The 22290-nt window shown below is 75.1% G+C and carries 18 protein-coding genes and 1 pseudogene; 7 read left to right on the forward strand and 12 right to left on the reverse strand.

Annotation, left to right across the window (positions count from 1 at the left end):
* Positions 1-422 precede the first annotated feature (422 nt).
* Complete coding sequence (locus ACIQKA_RS24040; RefSeq protein ID WP_383152538.1) at positions 423-1427, reverse strand: GlxA family transcriptional regulator; 1005 nt, start codon at positions 1425-1427, stop codon at positions 423-425.
* A 75-nt stretch (positions 1428-1502) separates the two neighbouring features.
* Here ACIQKA_RS24040 and ACIQKA_RS24045 point away from each other — a divergent pair, with 75 nt between their 5' ends.
* A complete protein-coding gene (locus tag ACIQKA_RS24045; protein ID WP_383443279.1) occupies positions 1503-2099 on the forward strand; it encodes a cysteine hydrolase family protein in 597 nt (198 codons plus the stop codon).
* 22 nt (positions 2100-2121) lie between these two features.
* Here ACIQKA_RS24045 and proC read toward each other — a convergent pair whose 3' ends face one another.
* From proC to ACIQKA_RS24070, 5 genes are all read right to left on the reverse strand, one after another.
* Positions 2122-2931, reverse strand: coding sequence for a pyrroline-5-carboxylate reductase (gene proC / locus ACIQKA_RS24050; protein ID WP_376242758.1), 810 nt, complete (start codon positions 2929-2931; stop codon positions 2122-2124).
* An 87-nt stretch (positions 2932-3018) separates the two neighbouring features.
* Positions 3019-3756, reverse strand: a complete 738-nt coding sequence (locus ACIQKA_RS24055; RefSeq protein ID WP_402542360.1) for an ABC transporter permease — start codon at positions 3754-3756, stop codon at positions 3019-3021.
* Positions 3753-4661, reverse strand: a complete 909-nt coding sequence (locus ACIQKA_RS24060; RefSeq protein WP_402542361.1) for an ABC transporter ATP-binding protein — start codon at positions 4659-4661, stop codon at positions 3753-3755. Before ACIQKA_RS24060 ends, ACIQKA_RS24055 begins: the two co-directional genes overlap by 4 nt.
* A gap of 225 nt (positions 4662-4886) precedes the next feature.
* A complete protein-coding gene (locus ACIQKA_RS24065) occupies positions 4887-5441 on the reverse strand; it encodes a hypothetical protein (RefSeq protein ID WP_391095603.1) in 555 nt (184 codons plus the stop codon).
* A 44-nt stretch (positions 5442-5485) separates the two neighbouring features.
* Complete coding sequence (locus ACIQKA_RS24070; protein ID WP_402542362.1) at positions 5486-5830, reverse strand: SH3 domain-containing protein; 345 nt, start codon at positions 5828-5830, stop codon at positions 5486-5488.
* 159 nt (positions 5831-5989) lie between these two features.
* Here ACIQKA_RS24070 and ACIQKA_RS24075 point away from each other — a divergent pair, with 159 nt between their 5' ends.
* Positions 5990-8251 (forward strand): protein kinase, encoded by a 2262-nt coding sequence (locus tag ACIQKA_RS24075; RefSeq protein WP_402542363.1) that lies wholly within the window; start codon positions 5990-5992, stop codon positions 8249-8251.
* Positions 8252-8370: 119 nt separating this feature from the next.
* On the opposite strand, the gene ilvD is transcribed toward ACIQKA_RS24075, so the two are convergent.
* The 4 genes from ilvD to ACIQKA_RS24095 all read right to left on the reverse strand — a co-directional run bounded on the left by ilvD (position 8371) and on the right by ACIQKA_RS24095 (position 13115).
* Complete coding sequence (ilvD, locus tag ACIQKA_RS24080; protein ID WP_383431041.1) at positions 8371-10224, reverse strand: dihydroxy-acid dehydratase; 1854 nt, start codon at positions 10222-10224, stop codon at positions 8371-8373.
* 206 nt (positions 10225-10430) lie between these two features.
* Positions 10431-11123, reverse strand: a complete 693-nt coding sequence (locus tag ACIQKA_RS24085) for a TetR family transcriptional regulator (RefSeq protein ID WP_402542364.1) — start codon at positions 11121-11123, stop codon at positions 10431-10433.
* The gene (locus ACIQKA_RS24090; protein WP_376242742.1) at positions 11120-11953 is read right to left on the reverse strand and encodes a sugar phosphate isomerase/epimerase family protein; all 834 of its coding nucleotides are present in this window, start codon (positions 11951-11953) and stop codon (positions 11120-11122) included. Before ACIQKA_RS24090 ends, ACIQKA_RS24085 begins: the two co-directional genes overlap by 4 nt.
* Positions 11954-12182: 229 nt before the next feature.
* The gene (locus ACIQKA_RS24095) at positions 12183-13115 is read right to left on the reverse strand and encodes a Ppx/GppA family phosphatase (protein ID WP_383152547.1); all 933 of its coding nucleotides are present in this window, start codon (positions 13113-13115) and stop codon (positions 12183-12185) included.
* 40 nt (positions 13116-13155) lie between these two features.
* Between ACIQKA_RS24095 and ACIQKA_RS24100 the strand changes: the two genes are divergently transcribed.
* The gene (locus ACIQKA_RS24100; RefSeq protein ID WP_383152548.1) at positions 13156-14016 is read left to right on the forward strand and encodes a hypothetical protein; all 861 of its coding nucleotides are present in this window, start codon (positions 13156-13158) and stop codon (positions 14014-14016) included.
* Between the two features lies 1 nt (position 14017).
* Here the strand turns inward: ACIQKA_RS24100 and ACIQKA_RS24105 are convergent, their stop codons facing one another.
* Positions 14018-15793 carry a hypothetical protein gene (locus ACIQKA_RS24105; protein WP_402542365.1) on the reverse strand — a complete coding sequence of 592 codons (1776 nt, stop codon included), beginning with the start codon at positions 15791-15793 and terminating at the stop codon, positions 14018-14020.
* A 186-nt stretch (positions 15794-15979) separates the two neighbouring features.
* On the opposite strand from ACIQKA_RS24105, the gene radA reads away from it, so the two are divergent.
* Positions 15980-17389: a DNA repair protein RadA gene (gene radA, locus ACIQKA_RS24110; protein ID WP_383152550.1), complete on the forward strand. Its 1410-nt coding sequence runs from the start codon at positions 15980-15982 to the stop codon at positions 17387-17389.
* A gap of 355 nt (positions 17390-17744) precedes the next feature.
* Complete coding sequence (gene disA / locus ACIQKA_RS24115; RefSeq protein ID WP_383152551.1) at positions 17745-18869, forward strand: DNA integrity scanning diadenylate cyclase DisA; 1125 nt, start codon at positions 17745-17747, stop codon at positions 18867-18869.
* An 80-nt stretch (positions 18870-18949) separates the two neighbouring features.
* Here the strand turns inward: disA and ACIQKA_RS24120 are convergent, their stop codons facing one another.
* A complete protein-coding gene (locus ACIQKA_RS24120) occupies positions 18950-19813 on the reverse strand; it encodes a hypothetical protein (RefSeq protein WP_391095614.1) in 864 nt (287 codons plus the stop codon).
* A gap of 223 nt (positions 19814-20036) precedes the next feature.
* On the opposite strand from ACIQKA_RS24120, the pseudogene ACIQKA_RS24125 reads away from it, so the two are divergent.
* A pseudogene (locus tag ACIQKA_RS24125) lies at positions 20037-20660 on the forward strand (phosphatase PAP2 family protein); the annotation flags it as partial.
* A 526-nt stretch (positions 20661-21186) separates the two neighbouring features.
* The gene (locus ACIQKA_RS24130; RefSeq protein ID WP_383431033.1) at positions 21187-22113 is read left to right on the forward strand and encodes an A/G-specific adenine glycosylase; all 927 of its coding nucleotides are present in this window, start codon (positions 21187-21189) and stop codon (positions 22111-22113) included.
* Positions 22114-22290 lie beyond the last annotated feature (177 nt).

Genomic DNA, 22290 nt, shown 5'->3' on the forward strand with positions numbered 1-22290 from the left:
CGGGCTTTCCTCCGGGCTTTTCCCTTCGGTCTTGCGTTTCCGACTCTATCAGATCTTTCCGATCCGATTTCCCCGGTGCTTTCCGGTCCCTTTTGCTTTCGCTCCGGGCCCTTCCGGCGGTTCCGACTCTATCAGATCCTTTCGGCGTCTGATTCCCGGTCAGCGGGAGTCGTCTTTCCGGCTGTTGGGCCGTTCCGACGAGTGAGACTTTAGCGGATTCCCCGCCTCCGACGCTAATCGGGGGCCTGCGCTCAAACCTTCGAACGCGGATTCCTCATTTCGCAAAAACGCGCGGAAAGCACGACGGCACGGCAAAGCGCTGTCGGCTTCTGAGGTTCTTGCGGAATGGCTGTCCGGGGCCGACCGGGGTCGGTGCTCACGTCGGACAACTCGGAGAACACTACGGATCCGGTCGGGGGGTGTCAACCCCGGTCCGGGGCCCGGTGGCGGAAGGCGTTCCGGTAGGCGCGGGGGCTGGTGGAGAGGTGGGAGGCGAAGTGCTGGCGCATGGTGACCTCGCTGCCGAAGCCGGCGCGGCGGGCCACCTCGGGGAGGGGGTGGTCGGTGAGCTCCAGGAGCTTCTGGGCCGCGGCGACGCGCTGGGTGATGAGCCAGTGCAGGGGGGTGGTGCCGGTGGTGGCCTGGAAGTGGCGGGCGAAGGAGCGGGGGGACATGCCGGCGACGGCGGCCAGGCTCGCGACCGTGTGGGGTTCGGAGAGGTGGGCCAGGGCGTGGGCGCGTACGGCGGCCAGGGCGTCGGCGTCGCGGTCGGCGCGGGGCGTGGGGTGCTCGATGAACTGGGCCTGGGTCCCCGTACGGAAGGGGGCCGTGACCATGGCGCGGGCCACGGTCGCCGCCGCTTCGGCGCCGTGGGCCGTGCGGACGAGGTGGAGGCAGAGGTCGATGCCCGCCGCGGTGCCGGCCGAGGTCCAGACGCCGGAGTCCTCGACGAAGAGGGCGTCGGGTTCGACCCGTACCGCCGGGTGGCGGGTGGCGAGGGTCCGGGCCAGGTGCCAGTGGGTGACGGCCCGGCGGCCGTCGAGGAGTCCGGCGCGGGCCAGGACGAAGGCGCCCGCGCAGAGGGAGGCGACCGGGACGCCGGCGGAGTGGGCGCGGCGGAGGGCGTCGAGGACCGGGGGCGGGACGTCGGCGTCCGGGTCCTCGATGCCGGGGACGATGACGAGGTCCGTGGGCGCGAGGTCGTCCAGCCAGGTCAGGGGGCGGTCGGGGGTGAGGGTGAGGCCGCCTCGGAGGGGGACGGGGGCGTGCGGGTCGACGGCCGCCCGGTGGAGGGCGAACCGGGGCACGCCCCGGAGGGTGCGGTCGCTGTCCCAGACCTCGGTGATGACGGAGACGTCGAAGGCGCGGATCCCCGGGAAGACGAGGAGCGCGATGCGCTGGGGGCGGGCTTCCGGGGGCGGTGCCATGGGTGGCAGTAAACCATCGGTCGGTGGCATTCCGCCCTCTGGGACGCGGGGGCCTGCGGCGGAAGGATCGTCGGTATGGAGATCGCGGAGAACGCAGCGCTGGTGGTCGTCGACGTGCAGAAGGGCTTCGAGGAGGAGTTCTGGGGGGAGCGGAACAATCCGGACGCGGAGCGGAACATCGCCGCGCTGATCGATCTGTGGCAGGAGACCGGGCGGCCGGTGGTCTTCGTGCGGCACGACTCGGTGGAGGGGTCGCGTTCGCCGCTGCGGGCGGGGCACGTGGGGAACGGCTTCAAGGACTTCGTGGAGGAGCGGCGGGGGAAGGGCTCCGGGCCCGAGCTGCTCGTCGTGAAGTCCGTGAACTCCGCCTTCTACGGGGAGCCGTCCCTGGACGCGTGGCTGCGGGGGCGGGGCGTCGGGCAGATCGTGGTCGTCGGGATCCAGACGAACATGTGCAACGAGACGACGGCCCGGATGGGCGGGAACCTCGGGTACGACGTGGTGTTCCCGCTGGACGCGATGCACACCTTCGGCCTGGAGGGGCCGTACGGCTGGACGGCGACCGCCGACGAGTTGACGCGGGCCACGGCGGTCTCCCTGCACGGGGGCCGCTTCGCGCGGGTGGTGGCCACGGAGGACGTGGTGCGGGGGGCCTCCGCCGGGGCTCGGTGACCCCGGCGGAGGCGCGCGGCGGTCAGCCGTTGCCGGAGGCCAGTTCGCGGCTGCGGTCGCGGGCCGCTTCGAGGGCGGCGATGAGGGCGGCCCGGACGCCGTGGTTCTCCAGCTCGCGGATGGCGCTGATGGTGGTGCCGGCCGGGGAGGTGACGGCCTCGCGGAGCTTGACCGGGTGCTCGCCGCTGTCGCGGAGCATCACGGCGGCGCCGATGGCGGCCTGGACGATGAGGTCGTGGGCCTGGGCGCGGGGCAGGCCGAGGAGGATGCCGGCGTCGGTCATGGCCTCGACGAGGAAGTAGAAGTACGCGGGGCCGGAGCCGGAGAGGGCGGTGGCGGCGTCCTGCTGGGACTCGGGGACGCGGAGGGTCTTGCCGACGCCGCCGAAGATCTCCTCGGTGTGGGCGAGGTGATCGGGGGTGGCGTGGCTGCCGGCCGAGATGACGGACATGCCCTCGTCGACGAGGACGGGGGTGTTCGGCATGACGCGGACGACGGGGGTGCCGGTGGTGAGGCGCTCCTCGATGAAGGAGGTGGGGATGCCGGCCGCCGCGCTGATGACGAGGCGGTCGGCGGCGACGTGCGGGGCGAGCTCGTCGAGGAGGCGGCCCATGTCCTGGGGCTTGACGGCCAGGATGAGGGTGTCGGCGCGCTTGGCGGCCTCGGCGTTGGTGACGGTCTCGACGCCGTAGCGGGTGCGGAGCTCCTCGGCGCGGTCGGCGCGGCGGGCGGTGACCAGGAGGTTCGCGGGGCGCCAGCCGGCGCGGATCATGCCGCTGAGGAGCGCTTCACCGATCTTGCCGGTGCCGAGGACTGCGACGGTCTGGGTCATGGCTCTGTTCACCTCGCCGGAGGGGGTACGTCGTGCCGTCATCCTCGCACCGGGGGCGCGGTGGCGCGGCGGGTGTCCGAGGGGCGGTCAGGCGGTGCGGCGGCGGAGGGTGGCGGCGCCGAGGACGAGGACGAGGAGGGCGCTGCCCGCGACGACGAGGACGTCGCGGACGAAGTCGCCGGTGACCTCGGGGTGGTGGAGGACCTCGTTCATGCCGTCGACGGCGTACGACATGGGCAGGACGTTCGAGACGGCTTCGAGGGCGGGGGTCATGCGGTCGCGCGGGGTGAACAGGCCGCAGAGGAGGAGCTGCGGGAAGATCACGGCCGGCATGAACTGGACGGCCTGGAACTCGGACGCGGCGAAGGCGGAGACGAAGAGGCCGAGGGCGGTGCCGAGGAGGGCGTCGAGGAGGGCCACCAGGAGCAGGAGCCAGGGGGAGCCGACGACGTCGAGGCCGAGGAACCAGAGGGCGAGGCCGGTGGCCAGGGCGGACTGGACGACGGCGAGGAGTCCGAAGGCGAGGGCGTAGCCGGCGATGAGGTCGCCCTTGCCGAGGGGCAGGGCGAGCAGGCGCTCCAGGGTGCCGGAGGTGCGTTCGCGCAGGGTGGCGATGGAGGTCACCAGGAACATCGTGATGAGCGGGAAGATGCCGAGGAGCGAGGCGCCGATGGTGTCGAAGGTGCCGGGGCTGCCGTCGAAGACGTACCGGAGCAGGAAGAGCATCGCGCACGGCACGAGGAGCATGAGCGCGATCGAGCGCGGGTCGTGGCGCAGCTGGCGCAGGACGCGGGCGGCGGTGGCGAGGGTGCGGGCGCTGCTCATGGCCGGGGCTCCTGGTCCTGGTTCCGGTTCTGGTTCTGGTTCTGTTCCTGACCCTGCTCCTGGCCCCGCTCCTGGTCCTGGTCCTGGTTCCGTCGGGTGGTTCCGGGATCGTGCCTCTCGCGGGCCTCGGCCGCGTCGACGAGGTGGAGGAAGGCCTCTTCGACGGTGGGGGCGTCGTTGCGGCGGCGGAGGGCCCCGGGGGTGTCCTCGGCGAGGATCTCGCCCTCGCGCATCAGCAGGAGCCGGTGGCAGCGCTCGGCCTCGTCCATGACGTGGGAGGAGACGAGGAGCGTGGTGCCGCGGTCGGCGGCGATGCGGTGGAAGAGGTCCCACAGGTCGCGGCGGAGGACGGGGTCGAGGCCGACGGTGGGTTCGTCGAGGACGAGGAGTTCGGGGGTGCCGAGGAGCGCGACGGCGAGGGAGACCCGGCTGCGCTGGCCGCCGGAGAGCCGGCCGGCGAGGGAGTCGGCGCGGGAGGTGAGGTCGACGTCGGCGACGGCCCGGTCGACGGCGGCGCGGCGCTCGTGGCGGCGGGCGCGACCGGGGAGGAGGACGGCGGCGAAGTGGTCGAGGTTCTGGCGGACGGTGAGGTCGTCGTAGACGGAGGGGGCCTGGGTGACGTAGCCGATGCGGGAGCGGAGGGAGGGGTCGCCGGCGGGGCGGCCGAGGACGGTGAGGGTGCCGCCGACCCCGGCCTGGGTGCCGACGATCGCGCGCATGAGGGTGGTCTTGCCGCAGCCGGAGGGGCCGAGGAGGCCGGTGATGCGGCCGGCCGGGAGGGTGAAGTCGAGGCCGCGCAGGACGGTGCGGTCGCCGCGGACGGCGGTGAGGGCGCGGGCGGTGATCGCCGCGGGGGCGGGGGCGCCGCCGTGGTCCCCGTTCTCGCCCGCCGAGTAATTCATCATGTGATGAATAGTGCGCCTGGGGGTGCCGGCCGTCAAGCCTCCGGAAGGGGTGGGGCACTCGCCGTGCACGGGCTGGTCGCCGTGCACGGGGGGCTCGGGGCGCTCGCCGTGCCTGGGCCGCTCGGCGTGGCTGGGCCGCTCGCCGTACTCGGGGGGCTCGGGGTGCTCGCCGTACTCGGGGGGCTCGGGGTGCTCGCCGTGCCTGGGCCGCCCCCCGCGCTCGGGTTACTTGCCGCGCTTGGGCTTCTTGCGGGCGGCCGGGTTGCCCGTGCGGGAGCCCCGGCGCTTCTCGTGGCGGGCGAGGGCCGCCTCGTACTCGGCGCGGCGCAGCTTCTCGCCGGGTGCCTCGGTCAGGCAGCGGGCGCCGTACGCGAGGAGCGAGCCGATGAAGCCGATCGTCTTGAGGCCGCGCAGGGAGTCCTCGCGGGCCGGGTCGTCCGGGCGGCGCCGGAAGCCCTCCCAGGTCTTGCGGCAGGCGATGGCGCTGCAGACGGCGAACATGACGATCACCAGGCCGTTGACGAGGCCGCCGGTGTCCGCGATCTGCAGGCCCTGGAAGGCGAAGCGCAGCACGAAGCAGGCCGCGACGGCGGCGGCGAGCGCGCCGACGGCCAGGCCGGCGCGGCGCAGCCCGTAGTGGCCGGTGTGGTCGACCCAGGTCGTGCCGAAGAAACGGATCTCCTCGGGGCGGGGGCCGCCGGTGGTGCCGTCGGCCCCGCCCGCGGCCCTTCCGTCCGCCGTGCCGCCTGCCGTACGCGGGGTCTGCTCGTCGTCGCTCACGAGGTCGATTATCCCCGGGCGACGGTGGAGCGGGTCGGGCGCGGTCAGGCGCAGCGCGGTGCCACGAAGCCGTCGCTGCCCGTGCGCACGTAGGAGTCGGAGACGTACTCCCCCGGCCCGATGCCGTCCCAGACCCGGGTGGTGCCGTACGGGCCGGTGACCGACTCGCCGTACTTCTGGCAGGAGATCGCCACCGTGGCGCCCAGGGGCAGGGAGCGGACGATCGGGTACTGGGTGCTCGGGCCCGAGCGCACGTTGAGGCGGTAGCCCGGGGCGACCGGGTAGCGGGTGGTGTTCGCCACCGCCACCGCCGTCTGCCCCTCCGTCGCCTGCCCCTCCACCGCGATGCCGTTCGCGTCCGGCGTTTCCGTCGTGTTCGTGGTGTCCATCGTGTTCTCCCCCCTTGGCGCAGAAGCGCTCCGCCGAGACTCACTCTCCGCGACGCGCAGGCTAGCAAGCCCCACCGACATCGGAGGTGCCATCGACTAGGCTCCGTCGGGTCGCGCACGCGGGCGCGAGGTGAACGGGGAATCACACGGGGGTGGGCGATGCCGCCGTTGCGCGGTGCCGGTGCCGACCGGGAAGCGGAGGGGCCCGAGTACGCGGGCGACTACCGCCTCCAGGCATGTCTGGGCGCGGGCGGCATGGGCGTCGTGCACCTCGCCTCCTCGGCCTCCGGGCTGCGGCTCGCGGTCAAGGTCGTGCACGCGCGGTACGCGGAGGACCCCGAGTTCAGGGCGCGTTTCCGCCAGGAGGTCGCGGCCGCCCGCCGGGTCAGCGGGGCCTTCACCGCTCCGGTCGTCGACGCCGACCCCGACGCCGTGCGCCCCTGGATGGCGACCCTCTACGTCCCCGGCCCCACCCTCGCCGACCAGGTGAGGCGGAACGGGCCGCTGTCCCCCGCCGAGCTGCGCCGGCTCACCGCCGGGCTCGCGGAGGCGCTGCGGGACATCCACCGCGCCGGGGTCGTGCACCGGGACCTCAAGCCCAGCAACGTCCTGCTGACCGACACCGGACCCAAGGTCATCGACTTCGGCATCTCCCGGCCCGTCGACAGCGACCTGCGCACCGAGACGGGCAAGCTCATCGGCTCGCCGCCGTTCATGGCGCCCGAGCAGTTCCAGCGGCCGCGCGAGGTCGGGCCCGCGGCGGACGTCTTCGCGCTCGGCTCGGTCCTGGTGCACGCGGCGACCGGGCACGGCCCGTTCGACTCCGACAGCCCGTACGTCGTGGCGTACCAGGTCGTCCACGACGAGCCCGATCTGACGGGCGTCCCCGGCGAGCTGGCGCCGCTCGTGGCGCGCTGCCTCGCCAAGGAGCCCGGGGAGCGGCCGACCCCGGCCCAGATCATGCGGGCGTTGCAGCCGCCCTCGTACGCGGCGGAGGCGTTCATACCGGCCCAGCGGCGGCGGCCCGCGCTGCCGGGCGGCGGGGACGACGGCACGGGCGGCGGCGGGTACGGCCTCGCGGGCGGCGGGTACGGCGGTGCCGAGCCGGGCCACGCGCCCGCGTGGGACGCGGACACACCGGTACGGGCTCCCGCCCCGGCCCGCCGGGGCCCCCGCCCCGGCGGGCGGTTCGGCGGACGGGTGCGACCGCGGCCGACGATCGCCGTCGTCGCCGCGCTCGCGCTCGCCGGGGCCGGTCTGTACGCGGCCCTGGGCATCGCGCCGGGCGACGGGCCGGAGACCGCGCCGCCGCGCCCGGACAAGGTGGCCACCGCCTTCGCGGGCTGGCACACCGAACTCCAGAAGCGGGGTCCGGAGGCGGCTCCCGCCTGCGCCGCCGACGGGGACGCGCTGTACTGCGCGGCCCGGGGCGTCGGCCTGGCCCGGCTCGACCCCGTGACGGGGAAGGTCCTGTGGTCGCGGGCCGGGACCGTCGAGGAGGAGGCGCCACGCGCGCCCGTGCTCCTCGGAGACGGCGGGAGCGGCGCCGCCGGCGCTCCGGTCGGGGCCGCCGCGCCGACCGGTCCGCTGGGGGCGTACGCGGGCGGGGACGGCACGCCGCTCTGGACCGCCCGCTCGGGCCTCCCCGAGGTCTACCGGCCGGCCGGTTCCGCCGTCGTCCTGACGGACGGGGTCGGCGGGGTCCGGGCCGTCGACGCGCTCGGCGGGAAGGAGCTGTGGCGGCGCGGCCTGTCCGGCTTCGAGGCGCCGCGCACGGGACCGTACGACGCCTTCTCCGATCTGCTGGTGGTCTCCGAGGTCTCGGCCGACGGGACGCACACGCGCGTGGGCGCGGTCGAGCCCCGGACCGGCCGGGTGGTCCGGCAGCGGAACCTGGCGGGCGACCTCGAACCGCTGGGGCACGCCGGGGACGGGTCGCTGGTCCTCGCCTCCCGGTACGAGGGCGCCCTGACGGACTCGCTCGTCCTGCTCGGTCCCGACGGTGGGAAGGCCGGTCCGGTGCGCGAGCTGGCCCTGCCGCACCGGTTCGACCTCCGGGGCGCCGTCGTGCGCGGCACCGTCGTGTACCTGCTCGACGTGGACGGGCACGTGACCGCCTTCGACACCGCCGCGGAGAAGGGGCGGGTGCTGTGGGACCTGGAGACGGCCGCGAAGAACGTCTCCGAGCCGGTCCTCGGTCCCGGCGGCCGGCTCTACTTCTCCGTCCAGGACGGGCGGCTGCTCGCCGTGGACACCGCGCGCGGGGCGCTCGCCGGCCAGACCCGGCCGCGCCTGGCGAACGGGCGGCTCGGGTACGTGCCCCTGGTGCCCGCGCCGGTGGCCGCCGGGGACCGGGTGTTCGGGACGGCGCCGGACGGTTCGGTCTTCGCGGTGGACGCGCGCGACCCGGCGTCCTGGTGAACTCCCGGCGGGCCCCGCACGCGCACGCGTGAGGGGGCCCGGAGCTTCGAACGGCTCCGGGCCCCCTCATCGGGTGCGCCGCCGGGCCCGGCCCGGCCCCGCGTGCGTCTCCGCCGGGCTCAGCCCAGCTTCGTCACGTCCCGGACCGCGCCCTTGTCGGCGCTCGTCGCCATCGCCGCGTACGCCCGCAGCGCCGCCGAGACCTTGCGCTCGCGGTTCTTCGGCGCGTACACCCCGCCGAGGGCCTCGCGGCGGGCGGCGAGGACGTCCTCGTCGACGAGGAGGTCGATCGAGCGGTTCGGGATGTCGATGCGGATGCGGTCGCCGTCCTCGACGAGGGCGATGGTGCCGCCCGAGGCCGCCTCCGGGGAGGCGTGGCCGATGGAGAGGCCCGAGGTGCCGCCGGAGAAGCGCCCGTCGGTGACGAGGGCGCAGGTCTTGCCCAGGCCCCTGCCCTTGAGGAAGGAGGTCGGGTAGAGCATCTCCTGCATGCCGGGGCCGCCCTTGGGGCCCTCGTAGCGGATGACGACCACGTCGCCGTCCGTGATCTGCTTGTTGAGGATCTTCTCGACGGCCTCGTCCTGCGACTCGCAGACGACCGCCGGGCCCTCGAAGGTCCAGATGGACTCGTCGACGCCGGCCGTCTTCACGACGCAGCCGTCGGCGGCGAGGTTGCCGCGCAGGACCGCGAGGCCGCCGTCCTTCGAGTACGCGTGGGCCGCGTCGCGGATGCAGCCGTTCGCCGCGTCCGTGTCGAGGGCCTCCCAGCGCTCGGACTGGGAGAAGGCGGTCGCGGAGCGGACGCAGCCGGGGGCCGCGTGCCACAGCTCGACGGACTCCTCGGACGGGGAGCCGCCGCGCACGTCCCAGGTGTCCAGCCACTCCTTGATGGAGCGGGAGTGGACGGAGTGGACGTCCTCGTTGAGCAGGCCGGCGCGGTAGAGCTCGCCGAGGATGGCGGGGATGCCGCCGGCGCGGTGCACGTCCTCCATGTAGTACGTGCGGTCCTTGGCGACGTTCGGGGCGACCTTGGCCAGGCAGGGGACGCGGCGCGAGACCTCGTCCATGTCGGTCAGGCCGTAGTCGAGCTCGGCCTCCTGGGCGGCGGCGAGCAGGTGCAGGATCGTGTTGGTGGAGCCTCCCATGGCGATGTCGAGGGCCATGGCGTTCTCGAAGGCGGCGCGGGTCGCGATCGCGCGGGGCAGGACGGAGGCGTCGTCCTCGTCGTAGTACCGGCGGGTGATGTCGACGACGGTGCGGGCGGCGTTCTCGTACAGCGCCTTGCGGGCGGTGTGGGTGGCGAGGACCGAGCCGTTGCCGGGGAGGGAGAGGCCGATGGCCTCGGTCAGGCAGTTCATCGAGTTGGCGGTGAACATGCCGGAACAGGATCCGCAGGTCGGGCAGGCGTTCTCCTCGATGCGGAGGATGTCCTCGTCCGAGATCTTCGGGTTCACGGCGTCGGAGATCGCGTCGACCAGGTCGAGCGTGCGGACCGTGCCGTCGACCAGGGTCGCGCGGCCGGACTCCATCGGGCCGCCGGAGACGAAGACCGTCGGGATGTTGAGGCGCAGGGCGGCCATCAGCATGCCGGGGGTGATCTTGTCGCAGTTGGAGATGCAGATCAGGGCGTCGGCGCAGTGCGCCTCGACCATGTACTCCACGCTGTCCGCGATCAGGTCGCGGGAGGGCAGGCTGTAGAGCATGCCGCCGTGGCCCATCGCGATGCCGTCGTCGACGGCGATGGTGTTGAACTCGCGGGGGATGGCCCCGGCGGCCGTGATGGCCTCGGAGACGATCCGGCCGACCGGCTGGAGGTGGGTGTGACCGGGGACGAACTCCGTGAAGGAGTTGGCGACCGCGATGATCGGCTTCCGGCCGATGTCCGCGCCGGGTACACCGGAGGCGCGCATAAGGGCGCGTGCGCCCGCCATGTTGCGGCCGTGGGTGACAGTGCGGGACCTCAGCTCGGGCATCGTCGCTCGCTCCTCGTGACGGGTGTGCTTGTTTTCGAGCGTACGCCGCCGGACCAAGATCTGGACAGCGCGTCCGCATGCCGGACGGGGTGTTCAGCTTTCGGTCAGGTGTCCGGCGGGCCTCCGGTCGGTTCCCGGGCGGGTGCCCCCGGGCTTCCGGGCGGGCCGGGTCCGGTCCCGGCCGCTCCCCGGCGCGCCGGGGCCGGTCAGCCCTCGGTCAGGTAGCGCTGGAGGCTCGGGGCCACCTGGGCGACGATGTCCTCCGGGTCGGCGGAGGCCAGCGGCTCCACCCGGATCACGTACCGCAGGATCGCGATCCCGATCATGTGCGAGGCGGCCAGCTCGGCGCGGAACTTCGGGTCCGGCACGTCGAGCTCGGCGGCGATCCGCTCCAGGAGCCGCCGCAGCACGAAGGTGCGGAGGACCGCGGCCGCCGCCTCGTGGGTCAGGGCGGAGCGCACGATCGCCAGGAGCGGGGCGCGGCTGGCCGGGTTCTCCCACACGCCGATGAAGAAGCGGGCGAGGCGCTCGCCGATGCGGTCGCGGGGGCCGGAGACGATCGCCGGGACGACGGCCGCGGGCTCGAAGGAGACCTCGACGGCGGCGGCGAACACCTCGTCCTTCGACCCGAAGTAGTGGTGCACGAGGGCCGGGTCCACGCCGGCCGCGCGGGCGATGCCGCGCACCGAGGCTTTGTCGTAGCCGCGCTCGGCGAACTGGTCCCGGGCCGCCTCCAGGATGCGGGCGCGGGCGCCCGGCCCGTTCTCCTCGGCGGCGCGGGAGGGGCGGCCGCGGCGGCGGGGGGCGGGGCCGGGGGGCGGGGCGGCCGGTCCGGTCGCGGAGTCCCGTCGGGCGGCGGGAGCCGGATCCGGCTCCGTCGCGGGGTCCGGTCCCGTCACGGGCGCGGGGTCCGGGAGGGGCGGCCGGCGGCGGAGGCGAGGTGGAGCCGGGTGAAGGCGAGGGCCTCCGCGAGGTCGGCCTCGCGTTCGGCGGCCGACATCGCGCGGCGGGTGTTGACCTCGATGACGACGTGCCCGTCGAAGCCGGTGACCGCCAGCCGCTCCAGGAGTTCGGCGCAGGGCTGGGTGCCGCGCCCCGGGACCAGGTGCTCGTCCTTGGCGGACCCCCGGCCGTCGGCGAGGTGCACGTGGCCGAGCCGGTCGCCCATGCGGTCGATCATGGCGAGGGCGTCGGTGCGGGCGGTCGCGGTGTGCGAGAGGTCGACGGTGAAGTGCCGGTAGTCGTCCTTGGTGACGTCCCACTCGGGGGCGTACGCGAGCATCTCGCGGTCCTTGTACCGCCAGGGGTACATGTTCTCGACGGCGAACCGCACGTCGGTCTCGTCGGCCATCCGCCAGATGCCGCTCACGAAGTCCCGGGCGTACTGGCGCTGCCAGCGGAACGGCGGGTGCACGACGACCGTGGAGGCGCCGAGCTTCTCGGCCGCCGCCCGGGCCCGCCGGAGCTTGACCCAGGGGTCGGTGGACCAGACGCGCTGGGTGATGAGGAGACAGGGGGCGTGGACGGCCAGGATCGGCACCCGGTGGTGGTCCGAGAGGCGGCGCAGGGCCTCGACGTCCTGGCTGACGGGGTCCGTCCACACCATGACCTCGACGCCGTCGTAGCCGAGGCGCGCGGCGATCTCGAAGGCCGTCGCCGTCGACTCCGGATAGACCGAGGCCGTCGACAGGGCGACCTTCGCATCCGGTACGCGCACCACTTCTGCCACGCAGAACAGGGTACGGGGCGGGCCGGGGGGCCGGAGGGTGGTTCCGGTCACGCCCGTTCCGGCGGCGGGGCGCGGGGGCCGCCCGGGCGGCGCGGGGAGGCCCCGGGATGCCCCGGGCCGTAGGGCCTCCCCGCGTACGGGTCTTCCCGTACGGGCCGCCCCGCGTACAGGCTCCCGTACGGCCCTCCCCGTACGGGCCCCCGTACGGGCCGTCCCCGCCGTCTCCGGTCTACTCCTCCGGCAGGTGGTCCAGGCGGCGCAGGATGACGCCCTCGCGCAGGGCCCAGGGGCAGATCTCCAGCTCCTCGACGCCGAGGAGGTCCATCGCGCCCTCGGCGACGAGCGCGCCCGCGAGGAGCTGGCCGGCGCGGCCCTCCGAGACGCCCGGCAGGGCCGCGCGCTCGACGACGGTCATCCCGGCGAGGCGCGGCACCCACTCCTCCAGGGACCTGCGGGTCAGGATCCGCTGGACGTGGAGGCCCTCGCCGGAGCCGGGCGCCCCGGCGATCCGGGCGAGCTGCTTGAAGGTCTTGGAGGTGGCGACGACGTGGTCGGGGCGGCCGAAGCGGCTGAACTCGCCGACCGTGCGGGCGATCTGCGCGCGCACGTGGCGGCGCAGGGCCTTCACGTCGGCGCCGTCGGCCGGGTCGCCCGGCAGCCAGCCGGCGGTCAGCCGGCCCGCGCCGAGCGGCAGGGAGACGGCCGTGTCGGGGTCCTCGTCGATGCCGTAGGCGACTTCGAGGGAGCCGCCGCCGATGTCGAGGAGGAGGAGCTTCCCGGCGGACCAGCCGAACCAGCGGCGGGCGGCGAGGAAGGTGAGGCGGGCCTCCTCCTCGCCGGTGAGGACCTGGAGGTCGACGCCGGTCTCGTCCTTGACCCGGGCCAGGACGGCGTCGGCGTTGACGGCCTCGCGCACGGCGGAGGTCGCGAACGGCAGCACCTCCTCGCAGCCCTTGTCCTCGGCGGCGTGGAGCGCGTCCCGGACGGTCGCGACGAGCCGCTCGACGCCGTCGGGGGCGATCGCGCCCCGCGCGTCGAGGAGTTCGGCGAGGCGCAGCTCCGCCTTGTGGGAGTGGGCGGGCTGGGGGCGGGCGCCGGGGTGCGCGTCCACCACCAGGAGGTGCACCGTGTTCGAACCGACGTCGAGGACTCCGAGTCTCATGGGCGGAACGCTACTGCGCGCGCCGCATACGCTTGACGGCGTGCCAAAGACGAAAAAGGCGAAGCAGGACAAAGACAGTGCCGCCGCTGCGGACGTGAGGGCCGCCGGGGCGGTCAGGGGCGCCGGGAAGCGGGGCAAGGACGTGGTGCCGGACGAGAAGGGCCTGGACTTCGCGCGCGCGTGGGTCGAGTTTCCCGATCCGGCCGACGAGGAGCAGGTCTTCCGGTGCGACCTGACCTGGCTGACCTCGCGCTGGACGTGCGTCTTCGGCAGCGGCTGCCAGGGCATCCAGGCGGGCCGGGCCGACGACGGCTGCTGCACGCTGGGCGCGCACTTCTCCGACGAGGACGACGAGAAGCGGGTTGCGGAGCACGTGGCCCGGCTCACGCCGGAGCTGTGGCAGTTCCACGACGTCGGTACGGAGACGGGCTGGACGCAGCTCGACGAGGACGGCGACCGGCAGACCCGCCGCTGGGAGGGCTCCTGCATCTTCCAGAACCGTCCCGGGTTCGCGGGCGGCATGGGCTGCTCGCTGCACATCCTGGCCCTGAAGGAGGGCCGGGAGCCGCTGGAGACCAAGCCGGACGTGTGCTGGCAGCTTCCGGTGCGCCGGACGTACGACTGGATCGACCGGCCCGACGACACCCGGGTCCTCCAGGTGTCGATCGGGGAGTACGACCGCCGGGGCTGGGGGCCGGGCGGGCACGACCTGCACTGGTGGTGCACCTCGGCCACCTCGGCGCACGGCGCCGGGGAGCCGGTCTACGTCACGTACCGTCCCGAGCTCACCGAGATGATGGGCGAGGAGGCGTACGGGGTGCTGGCCGGGCTGTGCGAGGCCCGGCTCGCCTCGCAGCTGCCGCTGGTGGCCCCGCACCCGGCGGACCCGCCGGTCCGGTAGCTCAGGAGGGCGGGGGCGGTTCCTCCGTCGCCGGCGGCGGGGTCGTGCCCGGGTCCGTCGCCGGCGGGGGCTCCTCCGTGGCCGGCGGCGGGGTGGTCGGCGGTTCCGTCGTGGGCGGCGGGGTCGTGGGCGGTTCCTCCGTGGCCGGCGGCGGGGTGGTGGGCGGCTCGGTCGTCGGCGGCGGGGTCGTGGGCGGGGTGGTCGGGTCCGTCGTGGCGGGCGGGGGCGTCGGACCCGGCGGCCGGGGGAGGTCGGGGGCCGGGTGGAAGACGGCCTCCGCCCCGGCTCCGGTGATGCGCACCACCGCGCCCGAGGGGTCCGCGCCGACCCGGGCGCTCCACACGCCCGCGGGTTCGCGCCCGTGGTCGACCCGGACCGCGATCGTGACCCGCTCGCCGGGGCGGAGCGTGCCGGAGGCGCGGCTCACGTAGATCCAGGGCGCGTCCGTCCACAGCGACCACGCGACGGGCGAGCCGCCGTCGGCGGTGAGGGTCAGGAGGGTCAGGTCGCCGTGGCCGCGCGCGGTGACCGTGATCCAGCCGGGGGCGGGCCCGCCGGGGGCGGAGGGCGCTCCGGAGCCGGCCGGGCCGCCGGGGCTGACCACCTCGACGGAGACGTCGGGCACGCGGCTGCCCCGGGTGGAGCGGGGCTCGGGGGTGGCGCGGGCGCTGCCCGCGTTCTCGTACCGGTCGTGGGGGCGCCCGTCGGCGTCCGTCCCGTCGTCCGTCTCGCGCGCGCTGACCCGCCCCCCGTCGTGGGCGGCCGTGTCGGTGGTGCCCCGGTAGGAGGTCCACAGGGCGAGGACGGGGGCGGCGACGACGGCCGCGACGACGGTGGTGGTCACCGCGCGGGACCGCATCCGGTCGCGGCGGGCCGTGTGGTCCTTCGGGTCCACGGGGAAGCCGGTGGGTGCGAAGCGCGGGGCTCCGGCACGCGCGCGGGGCACGTGGAGCATCGCCATGTACGCGGCGGCCCGGGGCGCCTCGACGAGCGGCAGCCGGTCCGGGGGGAGGGCTCCGGCTCCGGGCCAGGGGCCGCCGGCGCCCACGCGCTCGGCGGCGCGGCGGCAGCGGGGGCAGTCGTCGACGTGGCGGACGAGTTCGGCGCGCAGGGCCGCCGAGAGGAGCACCCGGTGGTCGCCGGTGAGCCGGGCGACGGTGGGGCAGCTGCCGGTCTCGACGACGGCGAGGGCGGCGCGGGTGCGCTCGACCTCGCAGCCGGCGGTGGCGAGGAGTTCGCGGGCGGCGAGCGGGTCGAGGGAGAGGACGGCGGCGACCTGGCGGTGGTTGAGGCCGTGCCGGACGGCGAGCTCCAGGGCCTCGCGCTGCTCGGGGGTGGTGCCGGCCGCCTCGGGCCAGGCGAGGAGGGCGAGTTCGGCGCGGTGCCGCTCGGCGGTCTCGGCGGAGACCCGGGGCGGCTCGGGCGGGGTGACGGCGGGGCGGCCGGTGTGGGCGCCCCGGCGCTTGTGGCGCTGCTCGCCGAGGCTGCGCAGACAGGCCCAGCGGGCGAGGGCGTACAGCCAGGCCGTGCGCCCGTCCTCGTCGGAGGGGCGGCGTCCCCGGTGGCGCTCGGCCACGGCGAGGACGTCGCCGAGGACGGTGGTGGCCGTGTCGTGGTCGCAGAGCACGGAGAGGCAGTACGTGAAGAGGCCGTCGAGGGCGGCCTCGTAACGGGCGGGGGGCCGGCGGCCGAGCGTGCGCGGTCCCTGGTCCGTGGCGCGGTGCGCCCGGTGTGCGCCGGTGGTGCGTGCGGGGGTTTCCAGCCTGCTGCTCGTCACTGGGCGACCGTAGGCAGGCGCGGGGGCATTCTTCGTACCGGTCGCCTGGTTCTCATCCCTACGGGTGAAGGTATCGCTCGAAAGACGACGGGAACACGGCGTCGTGTGGACGGTCCGTGCGGGGTCCGGGGGCCCCGGAGGCCGGGCCGGGGCCCGTTGTCGGTGGCGGCGGCTACGGTGGGGCGCATGGCTGCCCGTACGAAATCCGCCAAGGAGCGACCGTCCTACCGCTGCACCGAGTGCGGCTGGCAGACGGCCAAGTGGCTCGGCCGCTGTCCCGAGTGCCAGGCCTGGGGGACGGTGGAGGAGTACGGCGCGCCCGCCGTCCGGACGACCGCCGCGGGCCGGGTCTCCACCGCCGCCCTGCCCATCGGCCAGGTCGACGGGCGGCAGGCGACCGCCCGCTCGACCGGCGTCGACGAGCTGGACCGGGTCCTCGGCGGGGGGCTGGTGCCCGGCGCCGTGGTGCTGCTGGCGGGCGAGCCGGGCGTCGGCAAGTCGACGCTGCTGCTCGACGTGGCGGCGAAGGCGGCGAGCGACGAGCACCGCACGCTGTACGTCACGGGCGAGGAGTCCGCGAGCCAGGTCCGGCTGCGCGCCGACCGGATCGGCGCGATCGACGACCACCTGTACCTGGCGGCGGAGACCGACCTGTCGGCGGTCCTCGGGCACCTCGACGCGGTGAAGCCCTCGCTGCTGATCCTGGACTCGGTGCAGACGATCGCCTCGCCCGAGATCGACGGCGCGCCCGGCGGCATGGCGCAGGTCCGCGAGGTCGCGGGCGCGCTGATCCGGGCCTCCAAGGAGCGCGGGATGTCCACGCTCCTGGTCGGCCACGTCACCAAGGACGGGGCCATCGCGGGCCCCCGGCTCCTGGAGCACCTGGTCGACGTCGTGCTGAGCTTCGAGGGCGACCGGCACGCGCGCCTGCGGCTCGTGCGGGGCGTGAAGAACCGGTACGGGGCGACCGACGAGGTCGGCTGCTTCGAGCTGCACGACGAGGGGATCACGGGGCTCGCCGACCCGTCCGGGCTCTTCCTGACCCGGCGCGACGTGGCCGTGCCGGGCACGTGCCTGACGGTCACCCTGGAGGGCCGCCGGCCGCTCGTCGCCGAGGTCCAGTCGCTGACGGTGGACTCCCAGATCCCCTCCCCGCGCCGGACCGTCTCCGGTCTGGAGACCTCCCGGGTGTCGATGATGCTGGCGGTCCTGGAGCAGCGCGGCCGGATCAGCGCGCTCGGCAAGCGGGACATCTACAGCGCGACCGTGGGCGGCGTGAAGCTCTCCGAGCCGGCCGCCGACCTGGCGATCGCGCTCGCGCTGGCCTCCGCGGCGAGCGACACCCCGCTGCCGAAGAACCTGGTGGCGATCGGCGAGGTCGGGCTCGCGGGCGAGGTCCGGCGGGTGACGGGCGTGCAGCGCCGCCTCGCGGAGGCGCACCGCCTCGGCTTCACGCACGCGCTGGTCCCGACGGATCCGGGGAGGGTCCCGCCGGGCATGAAGGTGACGGAGGTCGCGGACATGGGCGACGCGCTGCGGGTGCTGCCGCGCGGACGCCGCGCGAAGGCGGACGCGCCGGAGAGGGCCGAGGGGTAGCGGGGGCGCGTCCGGACGGGACGAGGGGTAGCGGGGGGCGCGCCCGGACGGGGCGGGCGGGAGAGGAGCTTCGCCGGACGCCGCGGCCCCGGCCGTGATCCGCCGGACACGCCCCGGGGCTCCGGCGGGGAGGCCGGGAAGGCGCCCGGCCGGAGCCCCGGAGCGTCCCGCGAAGGCCCCGCGAGGCGGCCGACGAGGCCTCCGGTGAGGCTTTCCGCAAGAGGAAGGGTTGGCTCCGCACCCAGGTGGGGACCCCTTTCGCACCACCTGCGTTCGGTCGGGGGCGGAGGGCGGCGGGGTGGTGTCGCTAGACTTTGCCCTGGTCTCGCCCATCCGTACGAGCCGGAGGAGTGCAGTGGCAGCCAAGGACGGGGCATCGGCTCCTGGGAAGTCCGGCGCGGGCTCCGGCAGTGAAGCGCTGATGCGCGCGGCCCTGAGCGCGGTCGCGCCGGGCACCGCGCTGCGCGACGGCCTGGAGCGGATCCTCCGGGGCAACACGGGCGGGCTCATCGTGCTCGGCCTGGACAAAGCGGTCGATTCGATGTGCACCGGCGGCTTCGTGCTGGACGTCGAGTTCACCTCCACCCGCCTGCGCGAGCTGTGCAAGCTCGACGGCGCGCTCGTCCTCGACAAGGACATCACCAAGATCCACCGGGCGGGCGTGCAGCTCGTCCCGGACGCCTCCATCCACACCGAGGAGACCGGCACCCGCCACCGCACCGCGGACCGGGTCTCCAAGCAGTGCAACTTCCCGGTCGTCTCCGTCTCCCAGTCGATGCGCCTGATCGCGCTGTACGTGCACGGCGAGCGCCGGGTCCTGGAGGAGTCGGCCGCGATCCTGTCCCGCGCCAACCAGGCGCTCGCGACCCTGGAGCGGTACAAGCTCCGGCTCGACGAGGTGGCGGGCACGCTCTCCGCCCTGGAGATCGAGGACCTGGTCACGGTCCGGGACGTCACCGCCGTCGCGCAGCGCCTGGAGATGGTCCGCCGGATCGCCACCGAGATCGCGGAGTACGTGGTCGAGCTCGGCACCGACGGGCGCCTCCTCTCGCTCCAGCTCGACGAGTTGATCGCGGGCGTGGAGCCGGAGCGCGAGCTGGTGATCCGGGACTACGTGCCGGAGCCGACGGCGAAGCGCTCGCGGACGGTCGCGGAGGCGCTCACCGAGCTGGACGCGCTCACCCACACCGAGCTGCTCGAACTCCCGGTCGTGGCAAGGGCGCTGGGCTACAGCGGCTCGCCCGAGACCCTCGACTCGGCCGTCTCGCCGCGCGGCTACCGGCTCCTCGCGAAGGTGCCGCGGCTGCCCGGCGCGATCATCGAGCGGCTCGTGGAGCACTTCGGCGGGCTGCAGAAGCTCCTCGCGGCCAGCGTCGACGACCTCCAGGCCGTCGACGGCGTCGGCGAGGCCCGCGCCCGCAGCGTCCGCGAGGGCCTGTCCCGGCTCGCGGAGTCCTCGATCCTGGAGCGGTACGTCTAGGACGCGTCCGGCCGCGGACCAGGGCCGGGCGCGGGCCCCGGTGGTCCCGGAGGACGGCCCCGGGTCTCCCCGGGTGCCGCTCAGTCCTCGGCGAGCGTGAACGGGGCCGGGAGGACCTTCACGCCCGGCATCGCGGCCTCGACCAGGTAGGTGCCGGGGCCGGCCCTGCCCGCCGGGGCGGTGGCGCACTGCGGGGCACTGCGCCCGCGGTCCCACTCCACGGTGTGGACGACGGTCGCCCCCGCCGGGAGGCTCAGCAGGAGCGGGGTGCCGGGACGCGGGCAGTGGTCGGAGGACCAGACCTCGTCGTCCTTGGCGCCGGTGATCGTCAGGACCGCGTTGCGGGGACCGAAGTCGGCCTTGCAGTCGACGGACGAGCTGTTCTTCGCGACGAGCTGGAAGCGGGGCCTCTCCCCCGCCTCGTAGGTGAGCTTGACGGACTTGAGCGTCAACTGGAGCGATCCGGCGGGGCAGTTGGGGATCGGCGAGTCGGCCGGGAGCCGCCGGCCCGCGCCGGTGCCCGCGCCTCCGTCGCCCCCGGCGCCGGTGCCGTCGCCGTTCTTGTCCACGCCGCCGGGACCGGCCGTGTCCGCGCCGCCGGAGCCGGCGCCCGCGTCCGCGCCCCCGGAGCCCGCGCCGGCCGAGCCCGCGCCGCCGTTGCCCCCGCTGCCGCCCGGGGACTCGCCGTCCTCGTCCGACTCGTCGCGCCCGCCCGGCTGTTGACTGATCGCGGGGCCCGAGCCGGAGGGTCCGGGCGTGATCGAGGGCGGGGTGGGCGACGGGCCCTTGGCGGAGTCGTTCGGCTTCTTACCGCCCCCGCCGCCGGACGTCACGGCCCACACGGTGAGCAGGGCGAGAAGGGCGATCAGGCACAACGCCACCGCCCTCCGTCGCCAGTAGATGGTGGAGGGAAGCGGCCCGACCGGATTGCGCAAAGATCCCACGACCCGAACCTTACGAGAGATCGCGCCCAACTCCCGCCCCACCCGCCGCCCGAGACCTCAAGTTTTGCCGATGATCACATCCTTCTTTCCGGGAACTTTTTCCGGGCCCGCGAGTGAAAACGGGTCCAACCGGAGCGAATCGGCGCCCCCCACTTTCGTCGGGGGTCGTTCTGGCCGATGGCCCGGGGCGGGACGTCCGGGATTCCGGTTAGCGTCGTTCCCCATGGACACCCTCCTCGACCTCTCCGACCGTCTGTATCTCGACGTCGCCGACTTCGCCCATGCCACGCCGCACTGGTTCCAGCTGCTCGCCGAGGTCTGGACCGAGGCCGGACTGCTGCTCTTCGGCGTGCTCTTCCTGGCCGGCTGGTGGCGCACCCGCGACGGTTCGAGCCGGGCGATGTCGCTCGCGCTGCTCGCCCCGCTGGCCACCGCCTTCGGCTACGTGGTGAGCGAGTCGCTGAAGTCGCTGATCGATGAGGAACGTCCGTGCCGCGCGGTCGCCGGAGCGCCCGCCGCGCTGGTCACCTGCCCGCCGTACGGCGACTGGTCCTTCCCCAGCAACCACTCGGCCATCGCGGGCGCCGCCGCGATCGCGCTCGCCCTGTCCTGGCGCGGGACGGGCCGGTTCACCGTGCCGATGGCGCTGCTCATGGCCTTCTCCCGGGTCTTCGTCGGCGTCCACTACCCGCACGACGTGACCGCGGGCCTGCTCCTCGGCGGCCTGGTCGCCTTCCTGGTGCTGCGGTTCGCCGAGCGGCCGGTGCGGACCCTGGTGGAGACGGCCCGGTCGAGCCGGAACACGCTGGTCGTGTGGTGCGCGGGTCGGGGACCCCGTACGACGGCGCCCGCCGCCGCTCCCTCCTCCTCCCTGTTCGAGCCCGCCCCCGCACAGGGCTCCGCCCCGGCGTACGGCGCCCCGGCCCCCTCGTACGAGAACCCCGCCCCCGCGTACGGCGCCCCCGCCCCGTACGGCTCCGCTCCCTCGTACGACCCCTCCGCCCCGTACGGCTCCGCTCCCTCGTACGACCCCTCCGCCCCGTACGGCTCCGCGCCCGCCCACGACCCCTCCGCCCCGTACGGCCCGGCCGCCCCGGCCGCCCCGCAGGGTTCCGCTTACCCGTACGGCCCGGCCACCCCGTACGGTAACCCCACCGCCCCGTACGGCAACCCCGCCTCCCCCTACGGGAACCCCGCCGCTCCCTCGTACGGGGACCCCGCCCCCTCGTACGAGGACCCCGCCGCCGCCCCGTACGAGGCCCCCGCCCCCCCGTACTCCACCGACCCCGGCGCCCCGCCCTCCGGGCAGGGCCGGCGCGGTCCGTACGACGCGCACTGAAACGCCCCGGAGTCGTGTCAGGATCGGAGGTGCCATGACTTCCATCGACACGCCCTCCGCCTCCGGGATCCCCGGAGTGCCCGCCGTCCCCGCCGAACTGCACCGGCCCGTCCTCGCCTGGTTCGACCGGCACGCCCGTGACCTGCCCTGGCGCCGCCCCGAGGCGGGCGCCTGGGGGGTCATGGTGAGCGAGTTCATGCTCCAGCAGACCCCGGTCGTCCGGGTCCTGCCCGTGTACGAGCAGTGGCTCGCGCGCTGGCCGCGCCCGGCCGACCTGGCCGCCGAGGCCCCCGGCGAGGCGGTCCGCGCCTGGGGCCGGCTCGGCTACCCGCGCCGGGCGCTGCGGCTGCACGCGGCCGCCACGGCCATCACGGAACGGCACGGCGGAGAGGTGCCGAGCGACCACGGGCAGCTCCTCGCGCTGCCCGGCGTCGGGGAGTACACGGCCGCCGCGGTGGCCTCCTTCGCCCACGGGCAGCGGCACGCCGTCCTGGACACCAACGTGCGCCGGGTCTTCGCGCGGGCGGCGACCGGCGTCCAGTACCCGCCGAACGCGACCACGGCCGCCGAGCGGCGGCTCGCCCGCGCCCTGCTGCCGGACGACGAGACGACGGCCGCCCGCTGGGCCGCCGCCTCCATGGAGCTGGGCGCGCTCGTGTGCACGGCGAAGAACGAGGACTGCGGGCGCTGCCCGATCTCCGGGCAGTGCGCCTGGCGGCTCGCGGGGAAGCCCGCGCACGACGGCCCGCCGCGGCGCGGCCAGACGTACGCCGGGACCGACCGGCAGGTCCGGGGGCGGCTCCTCGCCGTCCTGCGGGACTCGACGGACCCGGTGGCGCGCGAGGCCCTGGACGCGGTCTGGGACGAGCCGGTGCAGCGGGCCAGGGCGCTCGACGGCCTGGTCGCCGACGGCCTCGTCGAGCCGCTGGACGACGGCTTCTACCGCCTGCCGCTGGCCTGAGGCCCCACCGCCCGCCGCTCCCCGGGGCCCTGCCGTCCGCCGGTCCCGGGGCCTCCCCGTCCGGCGCGCTCCGGGGCCCCGCCGCCCGGCGCTTTCCTGGGGTCCCGCCTCCGAAACCTCTTCCTCCCCCGCTGTTACACAACCGATGGGTAGCCGTGCGTCCACCGACGGCTGCCC

It is taken from the genome of Streptomyces sp. NPDC092045 (assembly GCF_044756005.1).
In the GTDB taxonomy this organism is placed as follows: domain Bacteria; phylum Actinomycetota; class Actinomycetes; order Streptomycetales; family Streptomycetaceae; genus Streptomyces.